At 53.8% G+C, this 12,828-nt stretch carries 12 protein-coding genes; 10 read left to right on the top strand and 2 right to left on the bottom strand.

Going from position 1 to position 12,828, the window contains the following annotated elements; translation table 11 throughout:
- Both ACWVCN_RS01255 and ACWVCN_RS01250 read right to left on the bottom strand, forming a co-directional pair.
- Positions 1-1,270, bottom strand: a 1,270-nt coding sequence (locus ACWVCN_RS01255) for a primosomal protein N' family DNA-binding protein (protein ID WP_455243689.1), incomplete at its 3' end; no start/stop codon positions are given.
- Between the two features lie 155 nt (positions 1,271-1,425).
- Positions 1,426-2,928 (bottom strand): OmpA family protein, encoded by a 1,503-nt coding sequence (locus tag ACWVCN_RS01250; protein ID WP_455243688.1) that lies wholly within the window; start codon positions 2,926-2,928, stop codon positions 1,426-1,428.
- 564 nt (positions 2,929-3,492) lie between these two features.
- On the opposite strand from ACWVCN_RS01250, the gene ndhC reads away from it, so the two are divergent.
- The 10 genes from ndhC to ACWVCN_RS01200 form a co-directional block, all read left to right on the top strand.
- Complete coding sequence (gene ndhC, locus ACWVCN_RS01245) at positions 3,493-3,885, top strand: NADH-quinone oxidoreductase subunit A (protein ID WP_455243687.1); 393 nt, start codon at positions 3,493-3,495, stop codon at positions 3,883-3,885.
- Positions 3,876-4,403: an NADH-quinone oxidoreductase subunit B gene (locus tag ACWVCN_RS01240; protein WP_455243686.1), complete on the top strand. Its 528-nt coding sequence runs from the start codon at positions 3,876-3,878 to the stop codon at positions 4,401-4,403. Before ndhC ends, ACWVCN_RS01240 begins: the two co-directional genes overlap by 10 nt.
- Before the next feature lie 8 nt (positions 4,404-4,411).
- Positions 4,412-4,915 carry an NADH-quinone oxidoreductase subunit C gene (locus ACWVCN_RS01235; RefSeq protein WP_455243685.1) on the top strand — a complete coding sequence of 168 codons (504 nt, stop codon included), beginning with the start codon at positions 4,412-4,414 and terminating at the stop codon, positions 4,913-4,915.
- 11 nt (positions 4,916-4,926) lie between these two features.
- On the top strand, positions 4,927-6,171 hold the full coding sequence (gene nuoD, locus ACWVCN_RS01230) for an NADH dehydrogenase (quinone) subunit D (protein ID WP_455243684.1): 1,245 nt from the start codon (positions 4,927-4,929) through the stop codon (positions 6,169-6,171).
- A gap of 6 nt (positions 6,172-6,177) precedes the next feature.
- On the top strand, positions 6,178-8,865 hold the full coding sequence (locus ACWVCN_RS01225) for a molybdopterin-dependent oxidoreductase (protein WP_455243683.1): 2,688 nt from the start codon (positions 6,178-6,180) through the stop codon (positions 8,863-8,865).
- 17 nt (positions 8,866-8,882) lie between these two features.
- Positions 8,883-9,470 carry an NADH-quinone oxidoreductase subunit NuoI gene (gene nuoI / locus ACWVCN_RS01220; protein WP_455243682.1) on the top strand — a complete coding sequence of 196 codons (588 nt, stop codon included), beginning with the start codon at positions 8,883-8,885 and terminating at the stop codon, positions 9,468-9,470.
- A gap of 7 nt (positions 9,471-9,477) precedes the next feature.
- Entirely contained in the window at positions 9,478-10,002 is a 525-nt protein-coding gene (locus tag ACWVCN_RS01215; RefSeq protein WP_455243681.1) for an NADH-quinone oxidoreductase subunit J family protein, read from the top strand.
- Positions 10,003-10,008: 6 nt separating this feature from the next.
- A complete protein-coding gene (gene nuoK, locus ACWVCN_RS01210) occupies positions 10,009-10,311 on the top strand; it encodes an NADH-quinone oxidoreductase subunit NuoK (protein ID WP_455241801.1) in 303 nt (100 codons plus the stop codon).
- 1 nt (position 10,312) lies between these two features.
- On the top strand, positions 10,313-12,280 hold the full coding sequence (nuoL, locus tag ACWVCN_RS01205) for an NADH-quinone oxidoreductase subunit L (RefSeq protein ID WP_455243680.1): 1,968 nt from the start codon (positions 10,313-10,315) through the stop codon (positions 12,278-12,280).
- Positions 12,281-12,289: 9 nt separating this feature from the next.
- Positions 12,290-12,828: complex I subunit 4 family protein (locus tag ACWVCN_RS01200; protein ID WP_455243679.1), on the top strand; the 539-nt coding region annotated here is incomplete at its 3' end.

The following is a 12,828-nucleotide window of genomic DNA, read 5'->3' as shown; positions in this document are numbered from 1 at the left end:
CGTGGGTGGCGGCGGCGCAGTCCCGGGGATCTATGAGTTCGACAGCTGGAGCCCCCACCTGCCATGGTGGACGCACCATGACGTGCTCCCTTTGACTGACGTTCCAGGATGTCTCAAGTGTCAGATGTGTTGAGCTTATGATGAGCAGAGCCTGTTCTTCTTGTGCCCTTATCCAGGCAACCTCGCGTGCGTGGTACCGAGGTTCTTGCGGCTCCTTAAGAGCGGGATCTTCCTCCCGCTCGATCCAAATCAAACCGATTGATTGAAGCGGGGCGAAGACCGCGGATCTGGTCCCGACAACCACCTCTACGCGTGCTTGACGAATCTGTGACCAGATCTCGCCCTTTTGACGGTCAGACAAACCGCTGTGCAGGCAACCGCACTTCATTGAGCCGATCCGAGATAGGAGAGAAGCTATTGATTCCGCCCGTTCCCTGTCACCGACGATCACCATCGCCGTGCGCCCGCTTCGCACGGCGTGCTCGACGGCAAGTCGGAGCAGGGTCAGGCGTTCGCTCGATAGACACTGGAGGAGAAGGCGCGAGGCCTTCCGATCGTCAAGGAATTCAATAAGTCGAGTTTTCCACTCATGCAATGCGGGCGACCTCAGGAAGGCTGCCGAACCTCCTGGGCTTGAAACAATCGCGTTCCTTCCCCCTGCAGTTGCATTCCCATGAACCGAACTTGCTCCATTGGAGGATTCATGCACCTCCTCAATCCATCCTTTTTCAATGAGCGAATCCACGAGTTTACCCTGAAGGCGGCCCCGCCCAAGTAATGTAGTTCGCCTCATGCCGCTCGGTCGTCTGTTCAATCGCTTGAGGACTTTGAGAACAGGCGTTTGATCATCCGATTCAGAAAGGACCGCCTTTTTCCCTGAGTCAGTCAGACGGAGAAGATTAGCCGCTCTTCTTGCTTGTCCTGCCGAGGGGAGGATGAGACGAAGACACTGTCCTAATGGAGCGGCATAGGATTCTGCCACTGACTGTGCCAATCGAAAGAGATTCGGCGGAATCTCGGTCTCCAATCCTTCCGCGTCTAGAGCATGAATGTCTTTAAGCTGCTCCGAAGCAATATGTGAAGGCGGTGTCTGAGTGATGGAAGCCACGGCTCCCCGTACATAGGATCGACCGAATGGAACGAGCACCAGATGACCAACACGAAGGGAAGTCCCCATTGAAAGCGGCACGCGATAGGTAAAGGGGCCGGAAAGATGCCGGGGGATTATCACATCGGCGTATAACCCGTTCAGGTTGCTCTGAGCAGGCATTCCCTCTTCGATGACCATGCGACATTGTACCAGCAGCTGAAATCCGGGAACAATAAAACGCGAGGCATCAAACGTCGGGGTAAAGAGCTGATGAATAAGAAGGGTGCCCTGTTTATCCAGGGCACCCCTTTTCGAGAAGGAAGGCAGGTGCGTTGCTACGGTTGAAGCGCCGGAACAATTTCCTTTCCTGTTGGAGAGGTCGAACCGGGAACAGTTTCTGTTGGAGCTGCTTCAGGAGTTTCCATTCCTTCCGATTTTTGGGGAGTTGAGTTCTCAAGATCAGGCAGAGAAGTATTTGAATCTTCCTGAACCACATTCTTTGCTTGGCGCTCGTCCTCGACGGGTGTTGACGGTTTGACCGCCTCTTCGGGCTGTGCGACGGTGGTTTCCGGTGGATAGATGACGATCTCGACACGACGGTTCTGTTGGCGTCCGGCTTCTGTGGCGTTGCTCGCGATAGGCTTCGTATCGGCGTAACCGACCGACGACATCCTTGCTGAGTCGATTCCGCCCTTTTCCATCAGGTAACGAACAACAGTGCTCGCCCGTGCCTTGGAAAGATCCCAATTAGTCGGATACACCGACAGAAGGGAAGGTCCTATTTCCATGTTGTCAGCATGGCCTTCGATCCGAATCAAAAGATCGGGGGAATCCTGTTTCAAACGATCGACCAGCTGATCCAAAACTTGGTAACCCTCGGGTTTGATTGTTGCTTCACCTGATTCGAAGCGGAGCTGTTTCATGAAATCGGACAGGTTGTAACGTGTTTCGTGCGAAGCCTGCTGACTCGAATCGCTACCCGGAACTACCGAGGTATCGGCAGGTGGGAGCGTCTCTGGTGCTTGGACCGCTGGGAGTGAAACGGGAAGCGGGACCATGTCAGCCGTGTCGAAGCTGGTCTGGAAGCGATCACCTTTAAGGATTCTGGATGTCGACTTCGTGATGATAGCCGTGGCAGTACGTTCTTCAGTCGACAGGACTCGCACTTCGCCGACTTTCCTAGGAGGAAGCCCCCCGCCATAACGGACAAGATCCATGCGATGTCCGATTCGAAGTCCATCTTCAGAACCTCGATCCAGATACACAATGTTCCGCTGGGCCACCAGCGTCATAGCCAGGTCCGCCTGGATATCGACCACCATGCCTGCAAGATCGCCGGAGACGGGGGAGGAACTTGCATCTGCAGCAGGAGGTAAGGAGAATTTTGCGATGGGATCGCCGGGGGCCACGGGGCCGTAGGCCCTGACGGCCTTTGCAGCAGCTAGCACCTTGTCGACCTGAACAACTTGAACCACCGCCAAGCGATTGACTAGATAGCCTAGGTATTCACCATTGGCAGGGTGAAACACCTTCCTGGTGCGTTTGAAGATTGTGTAAAGGTCACCGACTGCCACTTCTCCTGGTTTTTTCAGCTTGATGTAGAATATGTCATTTTGCCCTAGCCTCATGCGATTTCCGATGGTTTGATTATCCCCGGTAATCACATTGACAACTCCGTCCTGAGGGGTGTTTACCTGGATTGAGCCTGCGGCAAAGGAGCGTGCCGATTCACCAAATCGAATGCTGTCCAAGCCGTCCGCCCAGGCTGTTTGGAGAGAGAAAGAGCTGGCAACTACAACCAGCAGGCACGCTACAGACTGCATCCGTTGAGTAGTCATGGCGTTTGTCCTTCTTTGTTGAGGCAAGCGTTGCTCCCAAAACCATAGCAAATAGTCCTATACTGTCAAGAATATTGCGGTCTTGTCGCGATTGACCAGACTGAACACCGGTGGTATCGTGCATTTTGATTAAGTAGAATGCGAGCCCGTTTCCAAGGCTATGGGGGTTGTATGAAATCGAAAAACTCGAAGACTTCTGTTTCGACACGACTGGAGACTCAAATCCATCGCCGTAAGAAAGCTAAAGCCATTTCCCCGCTCCTGCCTGAATGGGACAGGACCGCCCAAAAACGTCCTACCCACCTTCGCATGGATTCTTCTCGCATGATACCCAAAGCGTCTTCTGCAACAAATAAGTAGGTCAGGCGACCTGTTTTCAGGCATCGGGAATCCCTCTTGATGGCTGAGAAAACTCTTCGATCAATTGTACTGCGCTACAGCCCTGCAAGAACCCTAGGACTTCAGGGACTCTTCTGTAGGTCCTTTGTGCGCTTGCTATCCCTGCAACCCACCGTCTAAGATCCCATTCTCCTTTGCAACTCAAGGTGTTGAAAGGTCATTGTCATGAGCGGTCTTGAGTTACTCCTTGAGTACCTTACAAGATATTTCCCTATTCTCTTGTTCATCTTCGTGGCGCTCGCATTCGGGGTCGTCACGTTGCTGATCAGTTTCTTGGTTCAGCCGAAGTATCCTGAGCCCGAAAAGCTCTCCGCCTATGAGTGTGGATCGGAGCCTTTTTCCGATGCACGGATGCCCTTCCCCGTCCGCTATTACATCTTCGCCATGTTGTTTGTAATCTTTGATATCGAAGTCATCTTTCTGTACCCCTGGGCGGTGGTATTCAATGACATCAACAAGGTCAGCATGATCGGATTGATCGAAATGTTGATCTTCATCGCGCTGTTTCTCGTGGCTTACGTGTATGCCTGGCGTAAGGGAGCCTTGGAATGGGACTGATTCAACTGGGTCGTCAGGAAAAGGACGGAGCACCCGACGTCATCACAACAACTGTCGAAAAAGCTGTGAACTGGGCACGCAAGGGGTCCCTCTGGCCGATGACATTCGGCCTGGCCTGTTGCGCCATCGAGATGATTGCGGCCGTCTCTTCACGTTATGACATGGACCGGTATGGTGCTGGCGTTTTTCGGGCCTCGCCGAGGCAATCGGATCTAATGATTGTCGCGGGAACCGTGTGCCGGCGGATGGCACCGGTGATTCGGAAGATTTACGACCAAATGCCGGAACCCAAATATGTGATCGCCATGGGATCCTGTGCTACATCGGGGAATATCTACGACAGCTACAGCGTTGTACAAGGTGTTGATCGTTTCGTTCCCGTCGACATCTACGTTCCAGGGTGTCCACCGACGCCGGAAGCCCTTTTCGATGGCATTCTTAAGCTCCAAGATCGGATCATGCAAAAGCGCGTATTCGTTAAACAGCCGGAACAGGTTAAGACGAGCCTAAAGATCTGAGTAATTTTATGTTGCTTCAGCAGTTGGCCAGCCGTATCCAAGAAAACTTCACCGACGGATTCGTCAAGGCAGTTGAATGGCGCGGTGATTTGGCCATTACCGTCACACGAGAGAGACTCCACGAGGTCGCCATGTTTTTGCACGACGACCCGGCAATGGATTTCGACTATATCGTTCACGTAAGTTCGGTCGATTGGCCTGACGATGAAGAACGGTTCGAGGTGGTCTACGAGTTCTATTCGATCAAGAAGTGCCAACGAATCCGGTTGAAAACGCGCGTGCCTGAATCCGATTGTGTGGTGGATTCCCTGACGGACATCTGGAAGGGCGCAGACTTTATGGAACGAGAAGTCTACGACATGATGGGAATTCGATTCCGCCACCATCCCGATCTTCGCCGAATTCTAATGCCGGACGATTACACGGAGGGTTATCCGTTGCGGAAAGATTTCCCGTTGCGCGGAAAAGGTTGGCGCGACACCTTCGAATTCTTAGATGAACCTGCAAGGTAAGAGCAATTGTAATGGCATTCGAAGACCAAAGAACGACCGTCTATAAAGTCGATCCGGAACATCCGGAGAGCGAGACGCTTCCGACTCTTCGCACGGAAGAATTACTGCTCAATATGGGGCCCCAGCATCCTAGCACCCACGGTGTGCTGAAAGTCATCCTCGAACTCGAGGGAGAGCGGTTAGTCAAATCCACGCCGGTGATGGGCTTCCTGCACCGCGGCGTCGAAAAGTTGGCCGAGGAAGGCACGTACCACCAGTTTATCCCCCACACCGACCGGTTGGATTATGTCTGCGCGATGTATAACAACTTCGCGTATTGCCGCGCGGTTGAGAAACTGATGAACGTCACGGTCCCGGAACGAGCTGAATACCTTCGGACTATCGTGGCAGAGGTACAGCGTATTATCGGACACCAGTTCTGGCTCGGGACACAGGCGCTGGACATCGGCGCCATGACGGTTTTTTTCTACTGTTTTAGGGACCGTGAAATTTTACTCGATTGGTTCGACGAACTCTGCGGTGCGCGGCTGACCACGAGCTGGTATCGGATTGGGGGAGTCGAACGTGATTTCACCCCCTCCCTCTTGGCCAAGCTTGAACAATTCCTCGCCTACTTCCCGCCGAAAATCGACGAGTATGTCATCTTTTTGGAGAAGAACAGAATTTGGCTGGCCCGTACCAAAGGAGTCGCGGTGGTCTCCGCCGAAGATGCGGTCAATTTCGGTTTGAGTGGTCCGACTCTTCGAGGTTCTGGAGTGAATTATGACCTCCGGAAAACCGAGCCGTATTCAGCCTATCCCAAGTGCGAATTCAGCGTACCGCTCGGTAAGAACGGCGATACCTACGACCGGTACTGGATTCGTGTTATGGAAATGTACGAGAGCGTCAAAATCATCAAGCAATGTCTGGCCCAGATTCAGGAAGGTCCGATCATGGCCGACGTGCCGAGCGTCACCCTGCCGCCGAAAGAGCGTGTCTTCACAAATTTGGAGTCGATGATCCAACAATTCAAATTGTTCTCGCAGGGTTTCAACGCCCCTCCGGGGGAAATCTATTGCGGTACGGAGGCCCATAAGGGCGAGCTCGGATTCTACATCGTGAGCACGGGAGGCGGAAAACCCTACCGCCTCAAGATCCGGGCCCCGTCCTTTATCCATATGGGGGCTTTCGACCACATGTCGAGGGGCTACATGATCGCGGATGCGATCACACTCTTCGGAACCTATGACATTGTGATGGGGGAGTGCGATAGGTAATACGAGATGGGACTGAAGCCGGCAACAAACCCAGAAGTCGAAGCGGCGACGATCGAATTGAGCATCGACGGGAAAACTGTCACAGCGAAAGACGGTGTGTCGCTGTACGACGTGATTTCCAGCACAGGTAAGATCATTCCCGCCATGTGCTACCACTACACCTTCGATCCTTTCGGCTCCTGCGGCATGTGTCTGGTCATGCAGGAGGGCAAGAAGGCACCGGTCCGCTCCTGCACCGCTAAAGCGACCGCCGGCATGATCATCAGAACGGAAGGCGAGGACCTGTTCCAGGCCAGGAAAAAGGCGGTTGAAAAGCATCTGTCCGTCCACCCGCTCGACTGTCCGGTCTGTGATGCCGACGGCCATTGCGAATTACAGGATATGGCGTTTCTGCACGGCGTAACGAACCTCGCTAACGCCAAGCAGAAGTTCATTCCGGAAGACACCCGCAGCCTGGTGCTCGATTTCAACATGAACCGGTGCATTGCCTGCGCCGAGTGTATCAACGTCTGCAAGGACGTCTTGATGATCGATGCGCTTCAGTTCATGAAGAAGGGCGGCTTCAATCAAGTCGTCGCCAAGGGAGATCAGGCTCTGTCCTGTGAATTCTGCGGTGATTGCCTTGCGGTCTGCCCGGTCGGAGCCATTACAAACAAATTCTCCAAATACCTGTACAAGCCCTGGCAGATGAAAAAGACGACGACCACCTGCAATTACTGCGGGGATGGTTGTCAGATGTACCTTGAGACCAAAGACACTGAAGTGATTCGAGTCACTTCACCGCTTTCCTGGAAAAACAAATGGGGAGACAGGGCCGAGACCGCCAAAGGTCACGGCGGGATCTGCGTCAAAGGGCGGTTTGGCTTCGAGTACATCGACTCGCCAAATCGATTAAAGCACCCGCTGCTGCGCAAGGGTAATCAGCTCATGGAGGTTCCCTGGCTGGAGGCTATGCACACGGTCGTCGATCGTTTCGCCGAGATCCAGAAGAAGCATGGTCCGGAGGCTATCGCGGGGTTGATCACGGCCCGTTGCACAAACGAAGAGCTCTACCTTTTCCAAAAATTGATGCGCGCAGGTTTCCGCACGAACAATCTCGACAGTAGCGCCCGCTACGGCCATATCAATTTCGTTCATGCATCTAAAAAGGCACTGGGGCTTGGACGGACTACGAACGACTGGGAAGATCTGACCAAAGCCAAAGCAATTTTAATAATCGGATCCAACATTACCGAGACTAACCCTCTCACGGCTGTTCGCATCAAGGAAGCTATTCGCGTCTTCAAAGCGCAAGTGATGGTATTCGATTCCGCCTTTACCAACATCGGCAAGCTGGCCTCCCATCCGTTCTTGATCAAGGCCGGCACAGAAGGGCTCGTCATTGACGGTTTGGTCAAGGCCGCCATCGAATTTGACCTCGTTGACGAAGAAAGCGTTAACAGACATCCGCGGGCCTTCGGAGCTCTTAAATCCGCGCTGGCCAACGTATCTCTTGAGAAAGTGGCTCAGCAAACCGGGTTAACGGTCGACGATTTCAAGGAAGCTGCCTCGATTTTTGCCGAATCTCCTCGCTCGATCATCCTCGGCGCTGAAGGAATTGTGCGCCAACCGGATGGCTATCGAAACGTCTTGAAAATGATCGACTTGACTTGGATTACAGGAAAATTAGGCCGTCCGGGATGCGGCGTGAACACCGTGACCGAAGAAGCCAACGAACAGGGCGCGGTCGACATGGGGGCGGCGTCGGAGTTCCTGCCCGGATTGGCCACGTTCAGCGATCAGACCATGCGCGGGAAACTGGAAAAGGCTTGGAACATCACGTTACCGGACAGCGGGAGCGGTACCCACCTCATTGATATTCTCAAGCGGTGTAAGAGCGGTCAAATCCGCGCGCTCTATGTCATCGGCGAGAATCCGTTGGCGACATTGCCGGCCTCGATTGAGGTCCGTGCCGCATTGGATCGGCTGGAACTGCTCGTGGTTCAGGATCCCTTCCTCACCGAAACGGGCCGCATGGCTCACGCCGTCTTGCCAGCCTGCACCTATGCGGAAAAAGACGGGACGTTCACGAATCTCGAAGGCAGAGTTCTGCGGGTCCGTCAGGCCATGGATGGCATCGGAGAATCCGTGCCCGATTGGCATATCATGACCGCGCTGGCGAACGGTTTGGGATGCCAGTGGGAATATGAGTCGGCCAACGACATTCAAGCCGAGATCATGAAGCTGTTACCCGGCTACTACAACCTTGGTCAGCCCAAAAAGGTCGTCCCGACGGCGGACGCGTATTTGTCGAACGGCTATGCCGAGTCGGTTGGGAGTCGTTACAAACCTGCCGCGGCTGAGAATCAACGACCATTCACACTCATGATGGGACAGGTGCTTTACCATTCGGGCAAACTTTCCACATGTGCGCCGGGACTCATGAAAGTCGCGCCCAACACGGGTCGCTTGCGGATGAACCCTTTGGACATGGAACGACTCGGCCTGACGGATGGCGCATCGGTAAAAGTGACTTCCGACAGAGGCTCACTGCAACTCGGTGTGCAGCAGGACCGGGAAGTCGCCCCCCTAACCTGTTTCTTCCCGGAGCATTTCAACGAGCCGTCTGTGAAGGATTTGATGGCTGTGCACATCGATGCCGTCACCGCTGTCCCGTCGTTCAAACGAACGGGCGTGACAATCGAAAAGGTGTAGGGAGCAAGGAGTCAAATATGAGTGCCGGATCCTTGACAAAGAAAATTCTCCAAGCCGCCCTCTTTTACGAGATTTGGGATGCGATGAAGGTCACCTTCAAACACATGTTCCATAAGCCGATCACGTTCCAGTATCCCCGGGAACAACGGACGATTCCTGATGCTCATCGGGGTGCCCTCGGCTTGCTGAGATACGACGACGGCCGCGAACGGTGTGTGGGCTGCGACCTCTGTGAAGCAGCCTGTCCTTCTCGTTGCATCAAGGTCATCAGCCGTGAGGATGTGGAAAGGCCGCTCCAACGATATGCCAGTGAATTTTATATCGATATCACCAAATGTGTGTTCTGCGGGTATTGTGTGGAAGCTTGTCCCGTCAATGCCTTGGCGATGACGAAGATGTACGAATTCTCAACGCACGACAAGCGGACGCTCTTGTTCGATAAGAAGCGTCTTTACGAGATCGGTGAAAAGCACTTGGAGGACGGGAAAAAATATCTGTACGCCCACAATCAAGAAAAGAACGTTGAAGAGAGTCGGGAATACCGCTACTACTTCCCACAGTCTGTTATCAAACCGACCCAATCAACCCCGAAACACCTGAGTTGAGCCAGCAATGATCGCGGTTTTTTTCACCTATTTCGCATTGATGAGCATGGTCGCGGGGGTCCTTACCGTTGCGCTGAAGAATCCCGTGCATTGCGGGTTGGCGCTATTGGCGTTGCTGCTCCATGTATCAGGCCTCTTCGTCCTCCTGAATGCGGAGTTTCTCTGGGCCGTTCAGGTTGTCGTATATGCCGGAGCGATATTGGTCCTCTATCTGTTCGTCCTCATGTTGCTGAATCTCAAAACCGAAGAGCGGTATTTCCACAAAACGTACTTGTACTTCTTGGGTCCCACCGTGATTGGCGCTCTGTACCTGTTGGTCCTACTGTTTAAGTCTCCCTACGGCGGAGCGAAAGGAGACGCACCGACCAGCCTAGTGTTGCAAGAGGGTGATACCTATGCAGTGGGAATTAAGATGTTCAGCGAATACTTGCTTCAATTTGAAATCGTGGGGGTGTTTTTGTTGGGGGCCATCATCGGCGCCATCGTGCTGGCGAAAACACCGAAACCGATCGACGGGGAGCGCAAGGCGTAAAGGGTGATGGTTCCTCTCAGCGCATATGTCGTGGTCAGCGCCGTCCTGTTCATCACGGGACTGCTCGGAGTGCTGATCAGACGGAACTTCATTATCGTGTTGATGGCCGTCGAGATCATGCTGAACGCGGCGAACATCAACCTGGTGGCGTTCTCCCATTACCTGGAGTCAATGGCGGGGCAGCTGGTCGCCCTCTTTGTGATCGCGATTGCGGCGGGCGAAGCAGCCGTGGGCCTGGCCATTATTATTGTCGTATTCCGCGGCAAGATTTCTACGAACGTGGACGAAATGAACCTGTTGAAGTGGTAACGTGACCGATCTTTTAATCAAACTGATTCCGATATTCCCACTGCTGGCCGTTGTAGCCAACGGCGTGTTGGGACGTTACTTGTGGTCCCATGATTGGGCCCACCGGTTAGCCTGGGGTTCCGTCGGGCTCTCATTTCTCTGCACGATCGGCGTCTTTGTAGATGTGGTGCAGACGGGTATCGCACATGAAGTCGTCGTGTACCAGTGGATTTTCGGCGGCGATCTCACGATCAATCTTGCCTATCTCGTGGATCCGCTGACCTGCGTATGGCTCCTGGTCGTGACGGGTGTCGGCCTCCTGATCCATATCTATTCTGTGGGTTACATGCACGGGGAAGACGGCTTCACGCGGTTTTTCACGTACATGAACTTGTTTATGGTTTCCATGCTCCTGCTCGTGATGGGGAACAACTATGTGGTTCTCTTCATCGGCTGGGAGGGTGTCGGACTATGCTCGTACCTTTTGATCGGGTACTACTACGACAAAGTCTCCGCAGCGCAGGCAGCGTCGAAAGCCTTTGTCGTTAACCGCATCGGTGATGCGGGATTTCTCGTTGCGATCTTCCTCGTCTTTATTAATTTCAAGACACTCGACTATACCAAGGTCTTTGCCCAGCTCGGGCAGCTTTCTCCTGAAATGGCCACGGCCATCGCTCTCTGTCTCCTGATCGGAGCCGTGGGGAAGTCGGCCCAGTTGCCGCTCCACACGTGGCTGCCTGATGCGATGGAAGGCCCCACCCCCGTGAGCGCACTCATCCATGCCGCGACCATGGTGACAGCCGGTGTCTACATGATCGTCCGCAACCATGCCATTTTTGATCTTTCCCCCGTCGCGATGGAGGTCGTGGCGATTGTCGGAGGGTGTACCGCATTGTTTGCAGCCACGATCGGCTTGGTGCAAACCGATATCAAGCGGGTTCTCGCCTATTCAACTGTGAGCCAGCTCGGGTACATGTTCCTTGGTTGCGGTATCGGTGCTTATACGGCTGCGGTATTCCACGTTATGACACATGCGTTCTTCAAGGCCCTGTTGTTCCTCTCCGCCGGCTCAGTGATTCACGCACTGTCCGGTGAACAGGACATCAGAAAGATGGGCGGTCTCAGCAAGAAAATACCTTGGACCTACCGACTATTCCTGATTGGTACTGTGGCGATCGCCGGCATCCCGCCCCTTGCAGGTTTCTGGAGCAAGGATGAGATCATGGGCCACGCCTTTGTGCATCACCATTACCTCTTTTACGGGATGGCTGCGATCGGGGCATTTCTGACGTCCTTTTATATGTTCCGGCTCACCTATCTCACGTTTTATGGTTCTTCACGCATGGACCACCACACGGAAGAACACGTTCACGAATCGCCGACGGTGATGGTGGGGCCATTGATGGCCCTTGGCCTACTTTCCTTGGCCGGTGGATTTCTCGGATTCCCACCTGAGCGAGGCTGGCTCCATCATTTCCTGGCTCCGGTTGCCGGTGCCGGTGGCGAGCACGAAGCAGGGACCGGTCTCGTGTTGATGTTGATGATGATCGCAACAGGAATCGCGTTCCTCGGCTGGGGACTGGCCCATTATCTCTACAGTGTCAATCCGATGGCGCCGGATCGATGGGCTGCCAAAGCGCAAGCCGCGTACACGACGCTCTTGAATAAGTATTACGTCGACGAGCTTTACGATCTCCTCTTCGTCGAGCCGACAAAGAAACTGGGACATGTGCTCGATTGGTTCGATCGCGTCGTCCTCGACGGGATTGTCCGAGGAGTCGGTCAGATGACGGAGTTGGGCGCAGCAGCCTCGACTTGGACGGAGAAGCACGTGATCTATGGCGGCCTCAATATCATCGGCTACGGCAACCATCTCCTTGCCAAACAATGGCGACAGTTACAGAGCGGAATGGTTCATCATTATGCGGCCATCATCGTTGCCGGACTATTCTTGTTAGCCGTCGTTATTCAGTTGATCGTGCAGAGCTAGGTTCAACATATGCTAGAACAGTTGGAGTCGACATTTCCTATTTTGACCTGCCTTCTTTTCTTTCCGCTTGCCGGCGCGGCGGTCCTCTGGCTTTTCGATGACGAAGACATGGTCAGAACGTCCGCCCTGACGATCTCATTAGTTGAACTGGCAATGGCGATTTTTGTGCTGGTTCGTTTCGTTCCCGATTCCGCCGCCATGCAGTTCGTTGAGCACGTTCCATGGATTCCATCGTTGGGGATCAGCTATCACCTCGCCGTCGACGGCATCAGCGTCCTCTTCGTGGGCCTCACGGCGTTCTTGACGGTTCTGGTCGTGGTTTATTCGTGGGACACGATTCGACACCAGACTAAGCTCTACATGATGTCTCTTCTGGCGCTTGAGACGACGACGATGGGTGTATTCGTCTCGCTGGATCTGATCCTCTTTTTCGTGTTCTGGGAACTCATGCTCATTCCAAGCTATTTCTTGATCAAGCTCTGGGGTGGCGGAGCAGAACGTCATTACGCGGCGTTGAAATACGTGCTCTATACATTGCTCGGCAGCGT

The sequence above is a fragment of the Petrachloros mirabilis genome, from assembly GCF_975968855.1.
This window is presented reverse-complemented; position numbering and strand designations above follow the sequence as displayed.